The sequence below is a fragment of the Photorhabdus akhurstii genome, from assembly GCF_018448925.1.
Taxonomy (GTDB): Bacteria; Pseudomonadota; Gammaproteobacteria; order Enterobacterales; family Enterobacteriaceae; genus Photorhabdus; species Photorhabdus akhurstii.
In genome coordinates, this window is sequence record NZ_RCWE01000004.1 from 91,317 (window position 1) to 112,438 (window position 21,122).

27 protein-coding genes are annotated in these 21,122 nt (G+C 47.0%); 19 read left to right on the forward strand and 8 right to left on the reverse strand.

Annotated elements, in window-relative coordinates; all coding sequences use genetic code 11:
• The first annotated feature begins 114 nt into the window (after positions 1–114).
• A complete protein-coding gene (locus EAE93_RS07045) occupies positions 115–303 on the forward strand; it encodes a hypothetical protein (RefSeq protein ID WP_065390740.1) in 189 nt (62 codons plus the stop codon).
• Positions 300–1,094 carry a hypothetical protein gene (locus EAE93_RS07050; RefSeq protein WP_110091572.1) on the forward strand — a complete coding sequence of 265 codons (795 nt, stop codon included), beginning with the start codon at positions 300–302 and terminating at the stop codon, positions 1,092–1,094. Before EAE93_RS07045 ends, EAE93_RS07050 begins: the two co-directional genes overlap by 4 nt.
• A gap of 439 nt (positions 1,095–1,533) precedes the next feature.
• Here the strand turns inward: EAE93_RS07050 and EAE93_RS07055 are convergent, their stop codons facing one another.
• Both EAE93_RS07055 and EAE93_RS07060 read right to left on the reverse strand, forming a co-directional pair.
• The gene (locus tag EAE93_RS07055) at positions 1,534–2,565 is read right to left on the reverse strand and encodes a phage portal protein (RefSeq protein WP_214039381.1); all 1,032 of its coding nucleotides are present in this window, start codon (positions 2,563–2,565) and stop codon (positions 1,534–1,536) included.
• Positions 2,566–2,567: 2 nt separating this feature from the next.
• Positions 2,568–4,283, reverse strand: coding sequence for a terminase large subunit domain-containing protein (locus tag EAE93_RS07060; RefSeq protein ID WP_214039382.1), 1,716 nt, complete (start codon positions 4,281–4,283; stop codon positions 2,568–2,570).
• 145 nt (positions 4,284–4,428) lie between these two features.
• On the opposite strand from EAE93_RS07060, the gene EAE93_RS07065 reads away from it, so the two are divergent.
• The 17 genes from EAE93_RS07065 to EAE93_RS07145 all read left to right on the forward strand — a co-directional run bounded on the left by EAE93_RS07065 (position 4,429) and on the right by EAE93_RS07145 (position 15,264).
• A complete protein-coding gene (locus EAE93_RS07065; protein WP_214039383.1) occupies positions 4,429–5,268 on the forward strand; it encodes a GPO family capsid scaffolding protein in 840 nt (279 codons plus the stop codon).
• Between the two features lie 21 nt (positions 5,269–5,289).
• Positions 5,290–6,348, forward strand: coding sequence for a phage major capsid protein, P2 family (locus EAE93_RS07070; RefSeq protein ID WP_110091576.1), 1,059 nt, complete (start codon positions 5,290–5,292; stop codon positions 6,346–6,348).
• Between the two features lie 47 nt (positions 6,349–6,395).
• Positions 6,396–7,187 (forward strand): phage terminase small subunit, encoded by a 792-nt coding sequence (gene gpM, locus EAE93_RS07075; RefSeq protein WP_250150928.1) that lies wholly within the window; start codon positions 6,396–6,398, stop codon positions 7,185–7,187.
• 98 nt (positions 7,188–7,285) lie between these two features.
• Entirely contained in the window at positions 7,286–7,768 is a 483-nt protein-coding gene (locus EAE93_RS07080; RefSeq protein ID WP_214039384.1) for a head completion/stabilization protein, read from the forward strand.
• Positions 7,768–7,968, forward strand: a complete 201-nt coding sequence (locus EAE93_RS07085) for a tail protein X (RefSeq protein ID WP_214039385.1) — start codon at positions 7,768–7,770, stop codon at positions 7,966–7,968. Before EAE93_RS07080 ends, EAE93_RS07085 begins: the two co-directional genes overlap by 1 nt.
• 51 nt (positions 7,969–8,019) lie before the next feature.
• Positions 8,020–8,364 carry a phage holin, lambda family gene (locus EAE93_RS07090; protein WP_214039386.1) on the forward strand — a complete coding sequence of 115 codons (345 nt, stop codon included), beginning with the start codon at positions 8,020–8,022 and terminating at the stop codon, positions 8,362–8,364.
• A complete protein-coding gene (locus EAE93_RS07095) occupies positions 8,339–8,740 on the forward strand; it encodes a structural protein (RefSeq protein WP_214039485.1) in 402 nt (133 codons plus the stop codon). The genes EAE93_RS07090 and EAE93_RS07095 overlap by 26 nt, the downstream gene beginning before the upstream one ends.
• Before the next feature lie 9 nt (positions 8,741–8,749).
• Positions 8,750–9,199: a lysis protein gene (locus EAE93_RS07100; protein WP_214039387.1), complete on the forward strand. Its 450-nt coding sequence runs from the start codon at positions 8,750–8,752 to the stop codon at positions 9,197–9,199.
• A gap of 10 nt (positions 9,200–9,209) precedes the next feature.
• A complete protein-coding gene (locus tag EAE93_RS07105) occupies positions 9,210–9,668 on the forward strand; it encodes a phage tail protein (protein ID WP_110091583.1) in 459 nt (152 codons plus the stop codon).
• Positions 9,655–10,296: a phage virion morphogenesis protein gene (locus EAE93_RS07110; RefSeq protein ID WP_214039388.1), complete on the forward strand. Its 642-nt coding sequence runs from the start codon at positions 9,655–9,657 to the stop codon at positions 10,294–10,296. Before EAE93_RS07105 ends, EAE93_RS07110 begins: the two co-directional genes overlap by 14 nt.
• Positions 10,293–10,922 (forward strand): phage baseplate assembly protein V, encoded by a 630-nt coding sequence (locus EAE93_RS07115; RefSeq protein ID WP_214039389.1) that lies wholly within the window; start codon positions 10,293–10,295, stop codon positions 10,920–10,922. The genes EAE93_RS07110 and EAE93_RS07115 overlap by 4 nt, the downstream gene beginning before the upstream one ends.
• Positions 10,922–11,260 (forward strand): GPW/gp25 family protein, encoded by a 339-nt coding sequence (locus tag EAE93_RS07120; protein ID WP_110091586.1) that lies wholly within the window; start codon positions 10,922–10,924, stop codon positions 11,258–11,260. The genes EAE93_RS07115 and EAE93_RS07120 overlap by 1 nt, the downstream gene beginning before the upstream one ends.
• A gap of 4 nt (positions 11,261–11,264) precedes the next feature.
• A complete protein-coding gene (locus EAE93_RS07125; RefSeq protein ID WP_214039390.1) occupies positions 11,265–12,173 on the forward strand; it encodes a baseplate assembly protein in 909 nt (302 codons plus the stop codon).
• Entirely contained in the window at positions 12,166–12,774 is a 609-nt protein-coding gene (locus EAE93_RS07130; protein WP_214039391.1) for a phage tail protein I, read from the forward strand. Before EAE93_RS07125 ends, EAE93_RS07130 begins: the two co-directional genes overlap by 8 nt.
• On the forward strand, positions 12,771–14,387 hold the full coding sequence (locus EAE93_RS07135) for a phage tail-collar fiber domain-containing protein (RefSeq protein WP_214039392.1): 1,617 nt from the start codon (positions 12,771–12,773) through the stop codon (positions 14,385–14,387). The genes EAE93_RS07130 and EAE93_RS07135 overlap by 4 nt, the downstream gene beginning before the upstream one ends.
• A complete protein-coding gene (locus tag EAE93_RS07140; RefSeq protein ID WP_214039393.1) occupies positions 14,387–15,013 on the forward strand; it encodes a tail fiber assembly protein in 627 nt (208 codons plus the stop codon). Before EAE93_RS07135 ends, EAE93_RS07140 begins: the two co-directional genes overlap by 1 nt.
• Before the next feature lie 53 nt (positions 15,014–15,066).
• Positions 15,067–15,264 (forward strand): hypothetical protein, encoded by a 198-nt coding sequence (locus EAE93_RS07145; RefSeq protein WP_214039394.1) that lies wholly within the window; start codon positions 15,067–15,069, stop codon positions 15,262–15,264.
• Here the strand turns inward: EAE93_RS07145 and EAE93_RS07150 are convergent.
• The 6 genes from EAE93_RS07150 to EAE93_RS07175 all read right to left on the reverse strand — a co-directional run bounded on the left by EAE93_RS07150 (position 15,244) and on the right by EAE93_RS07175 (position 21,115).
• Complete coding sequence (locus EAE93_RS07150) at positions 15,244–15,678, reverse strand: phage tail protein (protein ID WP_065390718.1); 435 nt, start codon at positions 15,676–15,678, stop codon at positions 15,244–15,246. The genes EAE93_RS07145 and EAE93_RS07150 overlap by 21 nt on opposite strands.
• A 4-nt stretch (positions 15,679–15,682) precedes the next feature.
• Positions 15,683–18,880, reverse strand: coding sequence for a phage tail tape measure protein (locus EAE93_RS07155; RefSeq protein ID WP_214039395.1), 3,198 nt, complete (start codon positions 18,878–18,880; stop codon positions 15,683–15,685).
• The gene (locus tag EAE93_RS25290; RefSeq protein WP_321208849.1) at positions 18,877–18,942 is read right to left on the reverse strand and encodes a GpE family phage tail protein; all 66 of its coding nucleotides are present in this window, start codon (positions 18,940–18,942) and stop codon (positions 18,877–18,879) included. The genes EAE93_RS07155 and EAE93_RS25290 overlap by 4 nt, the downstream gene beginning before the upstream one ends.
• 83 nt (positions 18,943–19,025) lie before the next feature.
• On the reverse strand, positions 19,026–19,331 hold the full coding sequence (locus EAE93_RS07165) for a phage tail assembly protein (RefSeq protein ID WP_214039396.1): 306 nt from the start codon (positions 19,329–19,331) through the stop codon (positions 19,026–19,028).
• A 61-nt stretch (positions 19,332–19,392) separates the two neighbouring features.
• Positions 19,393–19,905, reverse strand: a complete 513-nt coding sequence (locus EAE93_RS07170) for a phage major tail tube protein (protein ID WP_214039397.1) — start codon at positions 19,903–19,905, stop codon at positions 19,393–19,395.
• A gap of 16 nt (positions 19,906–19,921) precedes the next feature.
• Entirely contained in the window at positions 19,922–21,115 is a 1,194-nt protein-coding gene (locus EAE93_RS07175) for a phage tail sheath subtilisin-like domain-containing protein (RefSeq protein ID WP_214039486.1), read from the reverse strand.
• Positions 21,116–21,122 lie beyond the last annotated feature (7 nt).

Consider the following 21,122-nt stretch of genomic DNA (forward strand, 5'->3'; position numbering starts at 1 on the left):
GACGTTAACTGGCTAAAATGAACTTAACTGTCTTGTTGTTGTCTAACGTCATATAAGCTCTGTTGAGTTGTGTACATAGGTGTATGATTTATTTGAAAATAGGAGGTAACTATTATGTCATTTGCATTAGATCCGACCGAACGCCTCGCCCGGGTTCTGAAAGAAAATAAGAGAAAATTTGCGGTAAGTAAAGATGGCTATGTCTCTATCGACTTGAATAATAAAGAAGTGATTTCTGAGATAAAACAACGGTTTGAAAAGTTTGAAGAAATGGAACACAGTTTTGTACAGGGAAGTAAATGAACACAATACTTATCGCAATCATACTTATTAGTGGTTACATTTACGTCAATTTATCATTATCAACAAGGTATAAATATAAGCGTTCCGAGGGTTGGGACGCTTATTTTTTTGTCGCTACGTGGGGTGTTGTGTTTGTTTTTGGGGCCTGGTTCCTCTGTTCACTTCTGAGCGCAGCAGGTTTGTTTCGCTGGCTGATCAATTCAATGCTGCATTGGAAAGCCGATGTTTTCCAACAATTTTTCCCGATTTCTTTCGAAAAAGACAGTAATCATCTTAAGGAGTTAAAGGTTACGGTCTGGGGATTGGTATCGATTGGCCTTGCAAGTCTCTTCGGATATCTGAGCAAGCGTAAAACAGAAAAAGGTGATCGTCGGTTCGACGCGTTGGCTCGCGCCGTGGGGAACAACCCTGTTGAAAATATGTTGATGGAAGCTTCTGTCAGGCAATTTCCGGTTATTGTCACTTTAAGTTCAAGAAAATTCTATGTCGGGATTGTATCATGTCCGGCTTTTGAACATGGCGATTGTCATCATATAGAGTTGTTGCCACTATGGAGCGGTTATCGTGATAAAGACACATTAACGATCAACATAACAACTAACTATCGTCGCCATTATATTGAGAGTATCGGCGGGCTTGCGTTAAGTGATTTTCGAACGCTTATCGATAAAAGTGTAATAGAATCAATATCTTTTTTTGATCCTCACACTTACTCTATTTTTAAACAGCACGAAGAATATGACAAGCAAGCATGTAAATCACTCGATCACAACTTTCAGCCGCGAAAATAGTCACCGCATAGCATAAATAGAGAGATAAATTAGGTTGCAGTCGCAGCCTTTTATTTTCTTGATTACCTCTTAATATTCTTAAATTTATCTCACAAATTCCTTGCACAAATCTGCATAATTTTGCACAATAACCACCACGCCAGTAATTCCCTCCCACGCCAGACCCGGCAAGACTTCATCCACTCCGCACAATTGCACAAAAACGCCCCCTTTTTGCGTGCGGGCGAGGCGGGGGAGCAAGCGCGAGCCAAGAGGGGTATTAGCAGGTTACTTTGGTGATCTCGGTAATCGCGAAATAGGCCGCTGATACCGCGTCAGAGCCGCACAGAGATGCGGATGTCATAACGTTCAAGGCGGGGACGGAAAAGAAAGAAAATGAACACAGCGCGATTGAGTGACGATTAAATGCGTTGTGTCCGTGGAAAGGTTGGTTTGGTAGTTATTTGTTGCTGTTCAACGCATCAAGCAAAGCGTAGCGATTGAATTGCACAACGGCTTCACCCGCCCAATCATTGACTGACTTCAAGCTTTCAATAATGGGGCTAAGTTCGTTGATAGAAAAAACTTTCGCCGCTTTCTCAATATCCCCGAAGTTACCCCCACTCGTGGGAACAATCCCCATCAATTGCGGCGGTACGCGGTGCATAGCTAGCATGTCGTCGCGGGTGGCTTCTTTAACGTTAGTAAATTCATCTTTGGCGCTGATTTGGCTGAATGGTAGGATTTGCAATCCGTCTTTTTTCCCGTTAGCTGCATAGACAAACAGGTTCTTGAATGCGCCCTCTCGCCGCGATTTTTGCAACGCGGTTTTCAGATTGTCTACGCCTCTGGGATCAGCCAGTGCATCGGTCAGATAGACAATAACGCCGGCATGACTGCCGTTTTCGTAATAGTTCATTCTGAATGCGGTTGCCGAGCGGTTGAGGTTTGCCGAGAGAAGACCGGCCAGGTACTCGGGTAAACCGTAAATTTCTTGATGAATGTCGGGGTTCATCAGATGAAAAATACTGCCCGCCTTGAATTCAAATTCTTGTAGCCAGCTTTGTACGAACCAGTATTTGTCGATTTCTTCTCCCCGTCGTGTGTACTTTGCTGGCGTGTGCTTGAGCTTTAACAGTCCGCCAACTCGATTCATTCGCTTTTCAAGATAGGCATTACCAAATACCAAATAATCCAGTACATAGGCGGCCATGTCCTGTCGTGACAATAACGGGTGAGGTTTAAAGCAGCTCATGATCACATTACGTTTAAAAAATAGGGGCGACTGATGGTAAACCGCCGCCGAAAATGCGCGTGCCAGCCCATAAAAATCAATGGGGGTTTCATACCAGCGGCCATTTTTGGCGCATTCCATGCAATCAAGCAGATCCCAACCGGATGTCATTGGCGTGGGCGTATCAAAAGTAAATGCCGCGCACTGTGCCGCGTCGTCGCTAATGGTATTCGTTACTTCGGGTAGATATGTGTGCATGATTAAAACTCCGTTACAAAAGACTCATTAGTGCCTGCGTCGCTGGATATGGGTTCCCCGTACAGAACATTCATCACAGCCCAAGCAATGTCACCATGATCAATGCCGCGTGTGCGGTCGGCGTCATAAGTCACAACACCGCCCTGTGTAATTATTTTCTTAATAGACATAAACGAAGTAGCGACTTGTTTCATGCCGGCATCGTATTCAAATCGGCCGGAACGGATTAGCATTTGTGCTTTCATCACCAGAAGACGTTTAAGCGGCGCGGAATATTTCAATAGGGTTGCTGCCGGGAACCATTTACAAACCAGTTCATGCACGGCTTCGCCGGTACCGCCGGTACCGTCTATCGTGATCCCTTGCACGTTATAGCGCTCAGTGAGTTTGCGAATTTCTTCGGCTTGCTTCTCAAAAGCCATACCGCGGCATTGCAGCGCTTCAATGACTCGCCATTTACCGCCACTGATAGCAGGCGGTGACATCACAACCAGTCCTAAGCCGTCACCGTTACCCCCGGTACCGGTCGGATCCGCGCCGATATAGACGGGTTTGCGTCCTAGCGGCCGCAGCGCATAGGGTTTCCAGTCCGGCCAGACATTATCGTTGTAACCGTCAACACCGCATTTAATCACTTCGTTATAGTCAAAAGCTCGTTCACCCGATTTAACAAAAATGCAGCGGTAAAGATTATCAAAATCCCCAGGGTTGTTTTCACTCTCGATTTCTTCTAAATCAACAAGATTCAGACCTGCCGCGATAGCGTCATGAATAGTCACGATCTGTCGCCAAATGTTATCCCCGCACAATACACCATGTTGTAATGTGGCATGACTGGTATCAATAACAACTTGTTTCTTGCCGGGGCGGGCTTTATTAAAAAAGTCCCCTGTCCAGAACGGATATCCCTCGTGTTCCTCGCTGGACGGTACCGAAAAATAAGTTCGTCTTAATCCTATGTGGGTTGCCATTCCCGCTGCAACTTTGCGCAGGTTCATAAAATTGCTGACCCAAAAGAATTCATCGAAATAGAGATCGCCGGTATAGGATTGCGCATTAGCAGCCGATGTACCGAGAAAATAGAGTGTTGCCCCGTTTGACAAAATAATCTCGTCACCGCCTTTGAGCTCAACACCGACTTGCCGCGCGGCAACACGGATAAATTTCTTGAACTGATATGCCTGCGCCCGGCTGGCAGACAAAAAAATCTGATTATTGCCGGTTTCCAGCGCGGTGATCAGCGCTTCACGGGCAAAATACCACGTGGCCCCAATTTGCCGCGATTTTAATATCATGCGGTTGCGGCGGTCTTTCTGTTTGTACCAGCGTTTTTGATACTCAAACAGGGATTCATAGACCAATGCCCGCAATTCAACGATTTGTTCATCACTAAAGTGATTTTTCGGGGTTTTTGCTTTTTTCTTCCCTTCTTTTTTGGCTTCAGCGCGATCGAAACGTTCCAACTGGCGATAAAGAAAATCCAGCGTCTTGAAGTCATGCGGTGTCAGGGTTTCTTTCGCCTGTAATCGTAATATTTTTACGTGAAGCTCGCCGTTGACGCGCTCGATGGGGTTGGCTTCATCCCATTTATCGCGCCGCCGCCAGGAGTAAATCGTGTTCGCACTGACGCCCAGCTGTTTTGCTATTTGCGAAACGCTGTAGGCTTGCCAGTACAGGCTTTTGGCTTCATATCGAGGATCATGTTCTGTCGTCATCATGCCGCCACTTTCCCACAGCCCGCGCGTGCGCCGCTATGACTCCCGCCTGTCACAGTGCCACGACACGGCGAAAGCTTTGAGTCAAAAAGCCGTGGCTGCGAACATAGCACCATCAAAAGTCAGAGGTCTTGTTGGAGAAGTGACTATGCCAAAAACCATTAAATTAACGGTCTGCACGGAGGGAATGACGCTCAATGGCTTTGCCGTCACCCGCGAACAGATCCAACAAATGGCGGATAACTATAACCCCCGTCTGTATGCGGCACGTTTGAATCTGGAACACGTGAAAAGCCTGTATCCAGACAGCCTGTTTCGTCATTATGCCCTCGTCAAGTCAGCCGGTGCTTATGAAATCAAAGACGGTCCGCTACAGGGCAAGCTGGCGCTAGAAGTCACTGTGGAGTTGGACGAAGAGAAAGACGCGGCGGTGTTCAAGCTGAACCAGACCGGACAGAAGATCTTTTCCAGCATTGAATTTTACTCGTGCTTTCCTCAGACCCAGAGTGCTTATCTGACCGGGATTGCGTTGACCGATACGCCTGCCGCCGTGGGCACAGAGCTGATTAAATTAAGCGTTCAGGAACGTGGGTTACCAAGTAGCGATGACCGTTATTTGTCTGCTTCATTAGAAACCGCCGTCGAACTGATTGAAGGCGTAGAACAAAGCAATGCCGCCGATAAATCCATCGGTGAGAAGTTTGTGCTGTCCGTGAAAAAAGCACTGGGGCTGCGCCGCGATCATAACAACGCGGAATTAAACACCTTGCGGGAGATGGTGCAATTAACCGCTGAAAAATGCGGTGAAGCCCTTAATCAAGTGCAAAAGTTGTCCCAACTGGAAGTGCTATACACCAGTCAGTCGGAAAAAATCACTGCGCTTGAAAATGAACTCTCTACGCTGAAAAACCAACTCAGCCAGCAGGATAATTCATCAACACATCGACCACTGGCAAATGGTTCAACCCAAGTGTTAGCCGATTATTAATTGCTTACAGGAATTTTATCTATGTCACTCAGTAACGAAGGACGTCAACAATATCTGTCCTACCTTGATCAACAAGGCAAATTAAACGGCGTCAGGCGCGAAGGGGATAGCATTCAATTAACTGTGACCCCCGCTGTTCAGCAGCGCCTTGAAAAAGCCAAAATGGAAGCCAGCCCCTTTTTGAAAGAAATCAATTCTATCGGCGTAACCGAGCAAGAAGGGGAAAAAATCGGCGTGGGTATCAACCGCACCATTGCTAGCCGTAATACATCAACCACGGAACGCCGTGAGCCAGTCAGTGTCCATGATTTAAAGGCTAACCGCTATCGTTGTGAGCAAATTAACTTTGATACCTTTGTCGGCTATACGCAGATTGATGCATGGAATGACCACCCGCAATTTCAGCAACTGATTAGCCAGCAGATTGTCCAGCAGGAAGCCAATGACCGTCTAATGATTGGTTTTAATGGCACGTCGTGCGCCCTGAAATCCGACCGTGCAAAAAACCCGCTGTTGCAAGATGTCAATATCGGCTGGTTACAGCACATGCGCGACAACGCCCCGCAGCGTGTGATGAAAGGCATTACTATTACCCGTCGTGATGAGGACGGGAAAATCATTAAGAAAGGCGACTACGGCAACTATGACGCCGCTGTTTATGACGCGGTGACTTCTTTGCTTGATCCGTGGCATCAGAACGCCCCCGGTTTGCTCGCTATCACCGGTTCACGCCTGACGACCCAGAAAAATTTCAAGATCCTGAACCAGCACAGCCAAAACAGCCCGAACATGGAGCTACTGGCGGGTAATGAGTTGATGAAGCTTAGTACGCTGGGTGGTCTGCCGACGATGAGAGTCCCTTTCTTTCCTGACGGTACTATTTGGATCACCACCTTTAAAAACCTGTCGCTCTATTGGCAGAAAGGGAAATACAACCGCTATATCAAAAACGAGCCGGAATACAACCGCATAGCAACCTATGCGCAAAGCAATGACGGTTATGTTATTGAAGACTATGGCCTGAGTTGTCTGATCGAGGGGATTTCGTTGGCAAGCGCAGAAAGCGGCGGCGAAGAATAAGTCACAGTATCCGGTGCCGTCATCATTCGGCACTGGCACGAGGGGGAATGATGCTGACACCGGCACAACAACATTGGCAACAGGTTATGGCTTCACGCCGTGGCGATGAAATTATGTCATCAGAAGCGCTGACTGCATATGAACAGATATTACACCGCCTGCGCATTGATCAGTCACGGTTATCTGTCCTGCAAGGCACAGAGCGAAAAATTGACTACAAACGCGAAGTCATTGCGCATTATGACAGTTGGATTAACGGAGTATTAGACGCTGACACCGGTCAGGCCGACGAGGTACTCATTCACGTAATGATTTGGGACATGGACATTGGTAATTACGCGCGGGCACTGACGCTGGCCGAGTATGTCATTCGCCATAACCTGCCCTTGCCCGATCACTATCGCCGTACAGTGGGACCATTATTAGTAGATGAGATTTGCGATAAAGCACTAACGATTTTTTCAGCGTGTAGCGAGTCCGTTGAGCCTGTCCCTCTCGCAATACTGGAGCGACTCGCTGAATTGGTTGAGCCGCTGGACATGCCCAGCCAAGTTAGAGCCAAGCTATTTAAAACAGTGGCGTATACCTTGCGCCTCAGTGAGCGGCGGGCAGACAAAGAACGCGCATTATCTCTTATGCAGCAAGCATTGTTATTGTTTGCCAATATCGGGGTGAAAAAAGATATCGAAACGCTGACGAGAGAATTAAAAAAAACCGCTGATGACTCGGCTTCGCCGGATAACGCAGTAGCTGAGCCCCCAAAGACGAAACCCGCAGCGACTGGAAAAAAAACGACCAAGACAAAAACAACAGCGGCGAAGAATAAATCTTCACGTTAACTGAATGCACCCCGCGTGCCAGGCGGCACGGTGATCAGACCGGTTTTTAAACTCAGTCCGTTTTGCCGTTCACCGCCGTTTCTTTCAGCAGGTGAATTATGAGCTTAGTAGCAGCCAAACAACCTCATCCTATCGATACTCATGCCGATATCAATGACAAAGTCACTTCTGGTACATTCTGGCCGGAGATAACGTTATCTGATTTGCGCAATTCGATGCGCCTGAACGGCGCAGTGACAACTGAGCGATTGATACACATCACTGTTGAAGCGGTGTTATATGTCAATCAATTGCTGTCTGCGTGGCAACAAGAGCAGGAAGAAAACGGCTTTGCTTCACTCGTTTCGGTTCCTTCTCCTGCTATCAACGACACTACGGCGTATGTTTTTCGCTACCGCCACGCGGTTTACAGCTTCACTAAAGCTTTGCTGATTGAAAATTATCGCGACATTGACACAACACGCGACGGAGAAAAACACGCCGAGGCGTTGAGCACACAAATTGATGATCTGCGACGGGATGGACAAAATGCCCTCCGCGATGTGCTCGGTAAAAATCGCATGATAGCGGAGTTGGTTTGATGGAAGTGCAGGCGCTACAGGGGGATACCGTTGATCTATTGTGTCAACGTTATTACGGACGTACGCAAGGTGTTGTTGAAGCTGTGTTAAGCGCTAATAACGATATTTGCAACACGACGCTGTTGCGCCCCGGCCAGCTTGTTATCTTGCCAGATTTCGCACCACAGGCACAGGATAGCATTGTTCAATTGTGGGATTAAATTAAGACACTAGGCTGTACAACTAGGGAGCCTGTGACAAAAGGATGATACATGAAAAATCAGCCTGACATTTTTTTTCAGTTATGGGAGTGGCTGTTATCAGTTAGAGAGCAGGGTATAGGTGCCGCGCTGGCCGCCGCAATGGCGTATCTCAGAGGTCGCTATAACGGCGGTAAATTCTGGACAACGATTATGGACGCCATTATGTGTGCCATGATTGCATGGTTTATTCGTGATGTGCTGGATTTCTTTGGTATGAGCACGGATTTGGCTTACATCGGCAGCGTCATTATTGGTTATCTTGGTACCGACTTTTTCGGTCAGTTAATGCGCGGAACGTTAAATAATAAAGCGGGGATAAAAAATGAATATGAGTCGAGGCATCCGAAATCATAACCCTGGCAATATCCGTTGGGGCCTTCCTTGGCAAGGTTTGGTACTGGGATCGCAACGTACTGATAAATCTTTTTGTCAGTTTAGTAGCCCTGAATATGGTATTCGGGCCATGATTAAAATTATTCAGAATTACAATCGCAAATATGGAATTAATACAGTCAGCGGCATTATTTCTCGTTGGGCACCCTCTAATGAAAATAATACCGATGCCTATATTAACCACGTATGTAACGGCACGGAATTGACTCGCGATCAGGTTGTTGATGTATTTAATAAAGAATTTATGACAAAGCTTATTAAGTCCATTATTACCATGGAAAATGGTAGTCAACCTTATAGCGATTCGGTCATTGATAAAGCCTTTTCCCTTTTGTAGGGCGATATTATGAAGTTTAATTCTCATGGTTATACGGTGATTGCGCTGGCGCTTGTCTGTCTTATTGCTTATCACTATCGAAGTCAATATACAGACCAGCTTAATACAAGCCTCAGGCTGCAAAACGAGTTGCTGGAACAACAGAATGAAATTGTTAATCAGCAGGAGAAAATAAAGCACCTGTCTGAACTGGATAATCAGAATATAAAGGAACTTGCTCGTGCGAAATCTGAAATTGATGTGCTTCGCAACGATGTTACCGCTGGTCGTCGCCGGTTGCGCGTCGCGGCCACCTGTCATCAAGGCAAAGCCGGTTCCTCCGGCAGCGTGGGCCATGCAGACACCCCACGACTTAACCCATCAACTGAACAAGATTATTTCGATTTCCGAAGAATGATTGTTGAGAACGAACAACAAATAAAATATTTGCAGGACTACATTAAAACCCAGTGCCAATAACGGGGGAAATATGCTGAAAACAAAGCTGATGAGAGACATTATCACAAAACACAATCCCTTTTTTGTTCAAAATCCAGACCGGCTGGAAGTGTATGTAACTGAGGGAAATCTGATAGCAACTGGCACGACTTCACCGTCATTTTTGTATCAATATAAATTGCATGTGCTAGCACTTGATTACCCGGCATCACTCGATAGCCTCAGTATCCCGGTGCTTGAATGGGCGCGTCGGCATCAACCTGACCTGTTATTTAATCCTGATCAGCGTACAGACGGCATTAAATTTGACGCGGATATTTTAAGTGATGGTACCGCAGATATTTTATTTGTATTGCGAACAACTGAACGCGTCATTGTTCATGCAGAAAACGGGCAATTGACAACACACCATCTTGATGAGCCTCCTTATCCTTCTAGTCCCGATCCTTGGGGGGTATTGGCGGGGACGTACAGCAATGACGGAAAATAATTCACTGTTCATTACGCTTGATAATGAACTGCAAAGATTAATCAGTACAACAAAACCAGTATATCGCCGCAGGCTAGCTAACAAACTGGCAAAAGCGATTCGTGCTGACCAACAGAAACGCATTCGCAGTCAAAAAAATGTGGATGGCACCCCTTATGAGCCTCGCCGCCGTCGCGTATTGCGCTCACAAAAAGGCATTAAATTTTTGTACCAAGGAGATGTACGCACGTTGAAAAATTGGCGGGCAACCCGTGGTCGGCGGGGGCGTATGATTACCGGCTTTGATGAAGAACGTAACGCGGTGCGCTCATTTTATCGCAGCGGCATAGAGCGTTATCTGGAAATCAATCACAGTGAAGTGAAAAAAACATCAAATCGCCGCGATCCGATGTTCCGGCGATTGAGAACCGCCCGTTTTCTTAAGTCCAGCGCATCATCATCAGCCGCTGTTGTTGGCTTCCAGGGACGAGCCGCTGTTGTTGCTCGTCAGCATCAATATGGTTTGGAGGGCAGTATTAACGCTCTTGCGGAGGTGCGTTATCCGCAGCGCCAATTATTGGGCCTCACACCCCATGATCGGTTGCAATTGATTGAACTGATTTATCATGACTTAGTAGGACAATTATGACATTAGCCGAATTGCACCGACTGTTAACAAATATTATCCGCGTCGGTTTAGTCACAGACATTGATCTTGTCGGTCATCGTTGCCGTGTGCAAACCGGCGGCTTAAAAACCGACTGGTTGTGTTGGTTGACACTGCGAGCAGGTCGTTCCCGAAATTGGTGGGCACCCAGTATTGGCGAACAGGTTTTATTGCTGTCTGTAGGGGGAGAATTGACAACCGCCTTTGTATTACCGGCCGTTTATTCTGATCAATTTCCGGCACCGTTGGTTTCTGCCGACGCTGTTCATATCGCTTTCCCTGATGGGGCAGTAATGGAATATGAACCGGCGTCCAGTGCCTTAAAAGTAACCGGTATTAAAACCGCAACGGTGAATGCGTCTGAATCAGTCAGTGTAACCGCACCAAAAATCACTTGCATCGCGAGCAGTAATATCACGCTTGATACACCAGAAGTCATTTGCACCAATTTACTGACAACAGCCAGCTTGGTAGTGCAAAAAGGCGGGAAAATGGCGGGCAATATTGAACATAGCGGCGGGCAATTCAGCTCAAACGGGGTGATCGTGGATTCACATAAGCACACCGGCGTTAAATCAGGCGGTGATACATCGGGGGGCCCCGCATAATGAAATTTTTGGGTATGAATAAGCAAACCGGCCGCAACATGACTGATATTGAACACGTTCGCCAAAGCATCACCGATATTTTGATGACCGCTATCGGCGCTCGCGTTATGCGCCGTGAGTACGGTTCATTGCTGCCCGCACTGATTGATCAGCCGCAAAATCCGGCCTTGCGTTTAAAAATCATGAGCGCATGTTATCTGGCTATTTTGCGCTGGGAACCCCGTGTACGACTGACAGCGATTACATTTCAGCGTACAGAGGCGGGAGAAATGCACGTTGAAATAACCGGCGTTCATATTAATGGCAATGATTTAGCGATAGCTATTCCTGTGAGGTGAAACTATGCCAACTATTGACCTAAGCCAGTTGCCGCCACCTGATGTCGTCGAGCCACTGGATTATGAAAGCTTGTTGGCTGAACGTAAAGCCAGGCTGATATCTCTTTATCCCGAAGCGCAACGAGCTGCAATCACTCGTACGCTTGAGCTGGAATCTGAGCCAATTGTGAAATTATTACAGGAGAATGCTTATCGGGAATTGTTGCTACGTCAACGCGTGAATGAAGCCGCCCGCGCGGTAATGGTAGCCTATGCAACGGGTAGCGATTTAGATCAGTTGGGCGCAAATAATAATATCTCGCGATTAATATTACAGAATGCCGATGACAGTACTATCCCGTCAACTCCTGCGATCATGGAATCTGATAGAGATTTTAGGGTTCGTATCCCGCAGGCTTTTGAAGGGCTAAGTGTTGCCGGTCCTGTTGCGTCTTATGAATATCATGCCCGTAGCGCCGATGGCCGTGTTGCTGATGCATCGGCTATCAGTCCGTCACCGGCCAATGTCACTGTGACTATTATGTCGCGGGAAAATAATGGTGTTGCTTCACAAGATTTACTCAATAAAGTCGCAGCAGCACTGAATGACGAGAACGTTAGGCCCGTTGCTGACCGACTGGTCGTTCAATCAGCTAAAGTAGTTGAATATCAGATTGATGCCGTGCTTTATCTCTATCCTACGCCGGAGTCTGAGCCGATTCGCGTTGCTGCCGAGCAACAAATGAAACGCTATACAGAAACCCAACATCGGTTGGGGCGTGATATTCGCTTATCTGCCATCTATGCCGCTTTGCATGTCGAAGGTGTGCAACGCGTGGAATTGAAATCACCCACAAATGACGTCGTGTTAGATAAAACTCAAGTGTCATTTTGTACCGCCGCAAAACTAAGTGTTGGGGGTTCTGATGAATGACCGTCTATTGCCAACAGGCTCTACGGTTTTGGAAGTGGCCGCAGCTAAGGCATGCGCACAATTACAAGACGTGCCGGTACCACTTCGCCAGCTCTGGAATCCTGATACTTGCCCGGTGGAATTATTGCCTTATTTGGCGTGGGCGTGGTCCGTTGATCGTTGGGATGAAAACTGGCCGGTAACGACTAAGCGAGAGGTAATAAAAAACTCACTATTTTTGCACAAACATAAGGGCACTATTGGTGCTATCCGCCGTGTGGTGGAGCCGTTGGGCTATTTCATTCAAATAAAGGAATGGTGGCAAACCAATGATGCGCCCGGCACTTTCCGACTTGAAATCGGCGTTCGTGAGAGCGGGATTACCGCTGAAATATTTTCAGAGCTTGAGCGTTTAATCTCTGATGCTAAACCCGTAAGCCGTCACTTAATTGGTTTAGCTGTTAGTTTAGATATATCGGGTGTCATTCACTGCGCGGCAACAAGCTATATCGGCGATAGTCTGACAGTTTACCCCTATTTGCCAGAACTGATTGAAACCAAAGGTACCGCTCATGCGGGATCAGCGGTTCATTTGATTGATACGATGAGGATTTTATCATGAAATACTTTGCCATTTTAACTAAGTTGGGCGCGGCAAAGCTGGCGAATGCTGCCGCACTGGGTACCAAGATTAGTATTACTCATATGGCCGTGGGTGACGGTGGCGGCAAATTGCCGGAGCCTGACGCCAATCAGACAAAATTAGTTAATGAAAAGCGTCGCGCTGCAATTAATACATTAAGTGTTGACCCGGTGAACACCAACCAAATTATTGCTGAACAAATTATTCCCGAAAATGAGGGGGGTTGGTGGCTGCGTGAAATTGGCTTATTTGATAGCGAGGATAGCTTAATTGCAGTAGCAAATTGTCCAGAAACCTACAAACCACAATTACAAGAAGGTTCAGGTAGAACACAAACGGTGAGAATGATTCTAATTGTTAACAACACTGAATCAGTCACGTTAAAAGTTGATCCGTCTGTAGTATTGGCAACACGTGAGTATGTCGATAAAAACACGATTGAAGTGAAAGCTTACTGTGATAATGCGTTTAAAGCCCATCTTGCAGCTAGTGATCCGCATCCGCAATATTTATTAAAAAAAGATTTACCGCCTTTGCCTGATGCCTCATTGACTCAGAAAGGAGTTGTACTACTGAGTAGTGCAACAAATAGCGTAAGTGAAACCCTGGCTGCTACGCCAAAAGCCGTAAAAGCAGCTTATGATCTTGCAGCAAGTAAGCTTGCAAGCGTGCCCGACGCCTCATTAACCCAAAAAGGCATCACCCAACTCACAGACAAAACAGGTAACAGTAATACCCTTGCAGCCACTCAGAAGTTAGTTACTGATGTGAATGACAATGCTAATAGTAAGCTTGCCAAAAACCAAAACGGTGCCGACATCCCTAACAAAAGTGAGTTTGTGAAAAACCTCGGGTTGGTGGAAACCGTCAATTTATCTAAGAATGCGGTACCGAGCAGCCGGAAAATTAACGGCAAGGCGTTAACCGGGGATGTCAGTCTGAGTGCCGGGGATGTGGGGGCTGTTAACGGCCTCAATAATTTTTCAGATTTACCAAATAATAATTATGTCGGCATATTTCAAGCTGGGCTTGAAACCCAATGGGCAAAAGGGATCAATATAGGTTCAGAAAAAGGCGACATCGGACAAATCTACGTTGATAAAGACGGAAATCTTTATTCATATTTTCTAAAGGCAAGCTCAAAAGCGCGGCTTGGCGGAGTAGTCAATACTCACCCCGTTGGCTCTCCCATTCCGTATCCCCATCGCTACACACCACCCGGCTATCTAACATGCAACGGTCAAACGTTTGACAAATCCTTATACCCAAAGTTAGCGGAAGCCTACCCGGACGGCAAAGTACCTGATTTAAGAGGGGAGTTTATTCGAGGATGGGATGATAGCCGGGGGGTAGATCCGGGGCGAGTGTGTGGGTCGTGGCAAGCTGATAGAACAAAAAAAATACAGCTTGCGGAGGGTAACGCAGATAGTCGCTATATGTCACCCAATCAGGGGCCGGTGAATGGCTACAATTTCCCACTCGGTAGGGATGTGAAAGGTGGCGCCACTGATACATCAATTGCTAACAATACAGGCGGCAACGAAACCCGTCCCCGCAACGTCGCATTTAACTACATAGTGAGAGCAATATAATGACAGAACAGAAATACTCTTTAGAACATGAAAAAGCCGTATTGGGTAAAGATGGATTAGCTACTCAGGCCGGCTGGATAAAGGTTTATCACTCGAATCAAATAACGAGAGAATTTACCAACTCTGATATTGAGTACGTAATGCTCGGCGTCAGTCTGTCAGCCGGGGCTTATCCTGATGCTCCCGAACTGCCGAAATCTCCTGACGAAGCTGTCTGTCGTAGCGAAGACGGCAAGTGCTGGGAAATACTCCCCGACTATCGCGGAAAAATCGCTTACGACACGCTGACTCGTGACCCGATTGAAATTACTGAAATTGGGGAATTGCCGGAAACCCTGACCTTCAAGAAACCACCTACCGATTTCGACAAATGGGATGGTAAGGATTGGGTAGTTGATAAAGACTTACTCAAGTCTCATCAAATCAACGAAGCAAAACAGAAACAAGCAACACTGTTACAGCAAGCAAATGAAACAATCTCCTTGCTACAAGACTCTGTTGACTTAGAAGTCGCTACAGACTCAGAGAAAGAAGCTCTGTTGGAATGGAGAAAATACAGAGTATTGCTGACTCGTGTAGATGTGAATCAAGCGCCGAATGTTGAGTGGCCGGAAGTGCCGAAGTAATAAAAAACAGGGCCGTGAGGCCCTTGTTCGTGTTCAAGATATGGAGATGAGAGATGTCAATGCGTCGTTTTTTTATTGCTGCAAGCAGTATTATGAATATCATGCCAGCCACTAATTACAAAAAACTTATATCATCGAAAAGTGATAAAGAGAAAATCAGCAATGATATTGCTGCGATATCTCAAGATACTATTAATGTTTTAAATAAAAATACAATCAACAAGCGTAAATTATTTAACAATATTAAGTAGGTCATCAGCAGTAATATTGCTTAAGCCTTCTCGAATATCTTCACTGACTTTTTTCAGTGATAAAGTAAATTCAATTTTTCGGGCTTTACCATCTGAGAAAAATTCAGTGCGGGTTTCATTCAGGCTTTCAATCACAAACATGCCATAGATCATGCCTGTCCCTTCAATCAGCGGCCATGCCCTGCCCGCGTACGCCAGCGTGCGCAGGGCTTCAAGAGAAATATCACCGCCAGTCACTTCGGGGTACAGCACTCCATCTAACGTAATACTGTCTTCACCGGCACCGATATACTGCCACTTTGCCGATTTTCCGACACGATCATTTTTCACATGCCGCCAGGCCATTTCGCGACTGAGCGACTGATAGGGCGTGGTATTCAGCATAAAAACAAACATGCCATAAATCATCATCATAAAATTAATCTCCGTCAGTCAAACGAGAACGCCGACGAGTATTAGTTTCTCGCATCAGTTCACTTATCTTTTCTTTTACTAAGTCACCCAGCGCTTTGCTATCACGCATATCAATACCGTAGAAGTTCAGCTCAAAAGTGTAATTGTCACTCGCTCTTTGCCGCTCATTTCTGTTTCCGTTCAGATCAATCGGTACAGGAATACCTGCAAATGCTGGCTGTACAGGTTCGGGCAGTACAGCACTGGCAAGCCCGATCGCAGAATCTTTGAGTCGAGATAACAATGAGGCGCGTGGGACATTCAACTGGGGCTCACGATACGCGCCATCTATCGCCGTTACTGCCGGGTAATTCTTAAAGACAATCTCGCCCAGTTTATTAGCATCAGCTAGTGACGTGGATGTGGTACCTGGCGACGATGTATTTGCGGCTCCACCACTTGATGAATTTTTATTATTCTTTTTATCCCCTTTAGGAGTATAAACTTGTGTGCCATATGCAGGTATGTTGCTATCACCTGTCGTAGCAGTGTCCTGCTTAAGTTTTTTCTTTTCCGCAGCACTGGCGGCGGCTTTGACTTTATTAATAACGCCTTTTGTTTTATCTCCTAGTGCCGGGAGAATACTACTTGCCCAGCTCGGCACGACGAGTTGTTTGACTTTTTCACCCATTTCATCAAGTTTCTTAGATGTGCTGTCTGAGACTTTGACGGGTTTGTTGTTCATGGCTTCGGCAGCTTCAGCGGCGGCTTTTGTAGCGTCAGGAATTGCGCCTAATTTTTCCAGTATAAAGCCTAGGCCCTTTGCTACCGCGGTGATGGGTAACATGAGGGCGCTGATTGCAGCACCCACAATTTCCCCAAATGTTTTTCCAGCCTCAGTGCACGCTTTCAAATCTTCTGATGTGGTATTGACGGGTTCAAATAGCTTTGTGAACCAGTCCCACACTTTTTTAACCGCACTGGCAATGCCATCAAAAATGGGGGCGAGGGGCTTAAATGCTTCTTTAATGGGCGCTAACCCTTTCATCAGCCCCTCAAAAAAGCCGCTAAAAAACGCTTTAATGGGTTCCCAATATTTCCAGATTAATATCGCAGCGCCGACAACAGCAGCAATCAAGAGACCGAGCGGGCTGAGTAACAGTGAAAACCCGCTCATCAGTGCCCTAATCGCCACTGTTCCGCCGCTCCGCAATGCGCCGAACACCGAAGAAACCGAGTTCTTTAACCCGTTGAACAGCGTAGACATCGTAGCCGCTGGCTGTGTGAATGCCATTGCGATCCCACGCCCCGCCGCCGATGCGCCGCCAGATAATGCCTTAAACCCATTTGCTCCGCTTGTTGCGAGTTGACTGCCAAGGCGACTTAGCGCCGCACTGCTATTTTTGAAAATAGGCCCCCAGCCTTTAACGCTTCTGCTTACGCCGCCCAGTGACGGTAATAGTCCCTTCAAGCCGCCCGTTAATCTGCCGACTGACGGAATTAACTTGCCGATCCCGCCGCCACCCGTCAGCATAAATAGACTGAGTTTCATCGCAGCTAAGGGCACGATAACGGCAGCGGCCGCTAGCGCCAGCGCACCCAGCGCACCGACCAGCGTCACGATAACCAACGTGCCAACCATCAGTGCATAGGTTAAGTTGGGATGAGTTTTCATCCAGTCGCCGACGCGAGCAATAACCTTTGTTAGCCCTTGTGCCAGTTTTCGGAACGGAGAGTCAACGCTCTCTTCCATTTGTATCCCCAAATCTTCCCATGCTGATTTTAATTGCTTGAGATCACCTTTCAGATTATCGATTTTGACTTTTGCAACTTTTTCGGCTTCACCCTTCGAATTTTCGTTGGCTTTTTTCTGTTCGTCATATTTACCGTTTTGGGTACCTTCTAACACGGCCCCCATCCCGACCATAGCCTCCTCGCCAAAAATATCTTTTTTGATGCGGATTTGGCTGGCTTGATCATATTTGCGGAGTTTTTGCGCCACCTCTTTTAGGATATCGCCCATGTCCCGCAGCTTGCCATTGGCTCCGCTGACTTTAATCCCCATTGCCTTCATAGCATCCGCGCCTGCGCCGACTGGCGCAACAAGGCGCGATAATCCCCCGCGCAAAGCCGTACCTGCCATCGAGCCGCGCATGCCATTCGCGGCCATCATTGCGGCCATTGCCGCCATACTTTCTAGACTAACACCCAGGTCGGCAGCCACTGGCCCGGCATAGGTCATCGCTTCGCCAAGTTGCCGTAAATCAGTATTGCTACGGGTAAAAGTCGCAGTCAGAACGTCAGACACCCGGTCCATCTGATCAGCATTGAGTTTGAACTGGGTCAGCACGTTTGAGCCAATATCAGCCGCTTCACCCAGATCAACATCCCCGGCTAATGCCATGTTTAGCACGCCCGGTAATGCTGCTTTAATAGATTCGGGGGTAAAACCCGCCATCGCTAAAAATTTCTGACCCGCCGCGGCATCAGTTGCCGTAAATGCTGTACTGGCTCCCAGCGCTCTGGCTTGTTCTCTGAGCATCTTAAGGCGAGGATCATTCTTATCAAGACGGGTTAGTGCTTGAACGCCCGACATGCCTTCATCGAAATCCAGACCGGGCGCCATAATGCGAGATGACGCATACAAAAAGCCCGCGCTGCCCGCAGTTGCAGCAGCCCCCGCCGTGGCAAGCTTCCCGCTCACTTCCTTAGCTTTGCTATAGCTACTCTGAGCGCGTGTAACGGCATTTAACCGCCGTTGTTGTTCGGCTAATTGTTGATTGTAAATTTCAGTGCGACGGGTAATTTGAGCGGTAACATTATCACTCTGACGAATAGAAATATTATGCCTATCCATCTGTTCACCCACGGCCTGCAATTTCTGCTTTTCTTTAGCCAAGGTGCGGCCATAGCGATCCCGTTCCTGTCTTGCTGCAAGCAGGATTTTACGCTGTTCTTCGGTTTGCTCCCTGAATTTTGGAAATTGCGCCGCTAGCTCTTTAACTTTGGCTTTTTCCTTGTCGTAAGCCTCTGTGTTTTTTTTAATAGAATCGCTTAAGCGGTCAAACGTTTTTGCCTGACTGGCTAAGTTTTTAATGTCGCCTGATGTGGATTTGATTTGAGACGCCAGCGCCGCCGCTGCACGTGATGCAGCGGAAACGGGGCCAGAAAGTTTATTAGCGGCGCTCAGTGATACCCGAATATTCAGATTACGATCTGTCATGAATCACTTCCATTGCGTGCCGCCGCCCGCTCATGCCATTTCAGCAATTCAGGCACGGTCATAACGTCATATTCAGACGGGGCCCAGTGAAAAACCGTCGCGATATCCGCGATAATTTCGTCGGTTTCGACAAGCGGACAGGGAATTATTTTTCGTCCTGTGCTTGTGTCGTATCGACTTCCGAGCTCGGCGCTAAAAAATCAGCAACACCGCTCGCCAGTTGCGTGAAATCCTGAATACCCATGCTATTAATCTCTGCTTCTGTCAAACGCGGCTGCGTTACGCGTGGTAACAGAGTGATAAGCGAGTTCACATCACTGGTCATCACGTCATACAATTTTAGTCCGCGCAACGCACCGACTTGCTTCATCGTGTCAGTGATAACAACCTCTGTAATTTTTTCCCCGTTGTGACGTTCTAATGGCTCTGAAAGGGTAATTGTTTTTGACATGGTTCAATCTCCTGCAATTGGCTATGTAATGACGGCCATTGATTTTAAGTAGATGAGTAGATTAATGGCCGATATTGGCCCGGTGTTGTTCAAGTAAGTCTTTGCCGTCGACTTTCCAAACCAAGTTCAACATGTCGACTTCAAACACTTCACTATTATCAATAGTGACTTTGCAATACGTGTTTTTCAGCGTGTATTTATGCTGAGTGTTGTCACCGGCTTTTGCAGAACCCCAGTCCAGTTCTGTAAAACGGCCGCGTGTCTGAATTTCACACGCGATAGTTTGCCCGGTGGCGTCATCGTAATAAGAACCCGCGAAGCGCAATTGCAGACTGTCAAGCGTGCCGCCCCATGTTTTCAATAATGCCGCTTCAATGCCACCCATCGTCACATCCATATCAAGGGCCCCGCCATCCATGCCAACGAGTACGGCAACAGATCCCGGCATCCCGGCCCCTTGATAATCCTCAGTTTTTAATGACAATTTCGGCGTAGTAACTTCTTCAACTTGCCCCAAATAAGTTTGACCGTTGATATACGTATCAAACATGAATAACTTTTTTGGCATACCCATTGTGTATTCCTCTTAATTAACCCAACTGGTTAAAGACGGCAAAATATTCGTCAGTGAAAGTTTGCGTTAATTGCAGATTTTCTAATGGCGGTACCGGCGTATATTTATAACGAATATGCGCTTTACCATCCCGTAAGCTTTCTTTCGGATTGTCTGCCGGGTCATACCAGCATTCAAAACCCAATAGCTTCCCTTCTGTGACAAGCTGTACCCCTTTCCTGTTGATTCCATCGATCACGTCTTTGATGAGAGAGGGTGTTAGCGTTTTATCAATATAAGAGAAATGGGCTTCGGCAATCATATCTGCCAAGATCTGCGCCGTCCGGGTGTAGACTTCAAAAAAGTAGGTTTCACTGTCACAAGTACGATTACCCCAAAAACGGAAACCATCTCTTTTAATCAGTGTGGTTATGCCCTTGCTATTGAGATCGTTAGCGTCAGTATCTGCGCCTTGGAGTGTCCACCAAATATCTGCGGAAATACCGACAACGCCATTAACGGCCACGTTTGACAGGGACTTATGCCAGCCTTGATCTGCATCAATACGTGCCCTCAGTCCTAGGGCAAACGCCGTAGCCGGAATAGTTTCATTTTTTCCTGACTGGCTGTTGTAAGTAATGAAGTCGGGATAAATCACCATCAGTTCACGCTGATTGAAGTTTTCGCGATACTTCTTCACGTCAGCAAGCGTCTTATTGCCATTTGCGCCGATATATGCAAATGCTCGCAACTTCTCAGCAAATATCGCTAGTTGAGCCGCGACGGGCTGCGTATCAAGTCCGGGAGCCGCTAGAATCCGTGGATGTTCACCTACGTTTGATTCCGCTGTTAATAGCGCATACAGGCCGGTATAACGTCCATCAGCTCCAACACCACCAATAACAAGCTGATCTTGTGTTTTGGCATCTTCGCCTGACTTTTGTTTCGCTGCGTCAGCAACACGAATAACAATCACTTTCGGGCTGCACTGATCAGAAATGGCTTTCAAGGTGGTGTATAACGTCCCGGTTTTTCCGGCTTTACCAATCACACTGTTAATACGCGTTACCAAGGTTGGCGTGTCTAGCGGAAACAGGGCAGGATCGGCGTCATCCGCAGTGCAAACGACACCGATGATAGATGTATCAATATCCCGGATTAGCGTACTGAGTTTTGTGGTTTCTGTAACAGATACGCCGTGGTGAAAAGCGGCCATGATTTTTACTCTCATGATTGAA

What these genes read in the sequence shown, in the direction of transcription:
- EAE93_RS07045 (WP_065390740.1), top strand. Translation starts at nt 115, where the DNA reads ATGTCATTTGCATTAGATCCGACCGAACGCCTCGCCCGGGTTCTGAAA.
- EAE93_RS07050 (WP_110091572.1), top strand. Translation starts at nt 300, where the DNA reads ATGAACACAATACTTATCGCAATCATACTTATTAGTGGTTACATTTAC.
- EAE93_RS07055 (WP_214039381.1), bottom strand. Translation starts at nt 2,565, where the DNA reads ATGCACACATATCTACCCGAAGTAACGAATACCATTAGCGACGACGCG.
- EAE93_RS07060 (WP_214039382.1), bottom strand. Translation starts at nt 4,283, where the DNA reads ATGATGACGACAGAACATGATCCTCGATATGAAGCCAAAAGCCTGTAC.
- EAE93_RS07065 (WP_214039383.1), top strand. Translation starts at nt 4,429, where the DNA reads ATGCCAAAAACCATTAAATTAACGGTCTGCACGGAGGGAATGACGCTC.
- EAE93_RS07070 (WP_110091576.1), top strand. Translation starts at nt 5,290, where the DNA reads ATGTCACTCAGTAACGAAGGACGTCAACAATATCTGTCCTACCTTGAT.
- gpM (WP_250150928.1), top strand. Translation starts at nt 6,396, where the DNA reads ATGATGCTGACACCGGCACAACAACATTGGCAACAGGTTATGGCTTCA.
- EAE93_RS07080 (WP_214039384.1), top strand. Translation starts at nt 7,286, where the DNA reads ATGAGCTTAGTAGCAGCCAAACAACCTCATCCTATCGATACTCATGCC.
- EAE93_RS07085 (WP_214039385.1), top strand. Translation starts at nt 7,768, where the DNA reads ATGGAAGTGCAGGCGCTACAGGGGGATACCGTTGATCTATTGTGTCAA.
- EAE93_RS07090 (WP_214039386.1), top strand. Translation starts at nt 8,020, where the DNA reads ATGAAAAATCAGCCTGACATTTTTTTTCAGTTATGGGAGTGGCTGTTA.
- EAE93_RS07095 (WP_214039485.1), top strand. Translation starts at nt 8,339, where the DNA reads ATGAGTCGAGGCATCCGAAATCATAACCCTGGCAATATCCGTTGGGGC.
- EAE93_RS07100 (WP_214039387.1), top strand. Translation starts at nt 8,750, where the DNA reads ATGAAGTTTAATTCTCATGGTTATACGGTGATTGCGCTGGCGCTTGTC.
- EAE93_RS07105 (WP_110091583.1), top strand. Translation starts at nt 9,210, where the DNA reads ATGCTGAAAACAAAGCTGATGAGAGACATTATCACAAAACACAATCCC.
- EAE93_RS07110 (WP_214039388.1), top strand. Translation starts at nt 9,655, where the DNA reads ATGACGGAAAATAATTCACTGTTCATTACGCTTGATAATGAACTGCAA.
- EAE93_RS07115 (WP_214039389.1), top strand. Translation starts at nt 10,293, where the DNA reads ATGACATTAGCCGAATTGCACCGACTGTTAACAAATATTATCCGCGTC.
- EAE93_RS07120 (WP_110091586.1), top strand. Translation starts at nt 10,922, where the DNA reads ATGAAATTTTTGGGTATGAATAAGCAAACCGGCCGCAACATGACTGAT.
- EAE93_RS07125 (WP_214039390.1), top strand. Translation starts at nt 11,265, where the DNA reads ATGCCAACTATTGACCTAAGCCAGTTGCCGCCACCTGATGTCGTCGAG.
- EAE93_RS07130 (WP_214039391.1), top strand. Translation starts at nt 12,166, where the DNA reads ATGAATGACCGTCTATTGCCAACAGGCTCTACGGTTTTGGAAGTGGCC.
- EAE93_RS07135 (WP_214039392.1), top strand. Translation starts at nt 12,771, where the DNA reads ATGAAATACTTTGCCATTTTAACTAAGTTGGGCGCGGCAAAGCTGGCG.
- EAE93_RS07140 (WP_214039393.1), top strand. Translation starts at nt 14,387, where the DNA reads ATGACAGAACAGAAATACTCTTTAGAACATGAAAAAGCCGTATTGGGT.
- EAE93_RS07145 (WP_214039394.1), top strand. Translation starts at nt 15,067, where the DNA reads ATGTCAATGCGTCGTTTTTTTATTGCTGCAAGCAGTATTATGAATATC.
- EAE93_RS07150 (WP_065390718.1), bottom strand. Translation starts at nt 15,678, where the DNA reads ATGATGATGATTTATGGCATGTTTGTTTTTATGCTGAATACCACGCCC.
- EAE93_RS07155 (WP_214039395.1), bottom strand. Translation starts at nt 18,880, where the DNA reads ATGACAGATCGTAATCTGAATATTCGGGTATCACTGAGCGCCGCTAAT.
- EAE93_RS07165 (WP_214039396.1), bottom strand. Translation starts at nt 19,331, where the DNA reads ATGTCAAAAACAATTACCCTTTCAGAGCCATTAGAACGTCACAACGGG.
- EAE93_RS07170 (WP_214039397.1), bottom strand. Translation starts at nt 19,905, where the DNA reads ATGGGTATGCCAAAAAAGTTATTCATGTTTGATACGTATATCAACGGT.
- EAE93_RS07175 (WP_214039486.1), bottom strand. Translation starts at nt 21,115, where the DNA reads ATGAGAGTAAAAATCATGGCCGCTTTTCACCACGGCGTATCTGTTACA.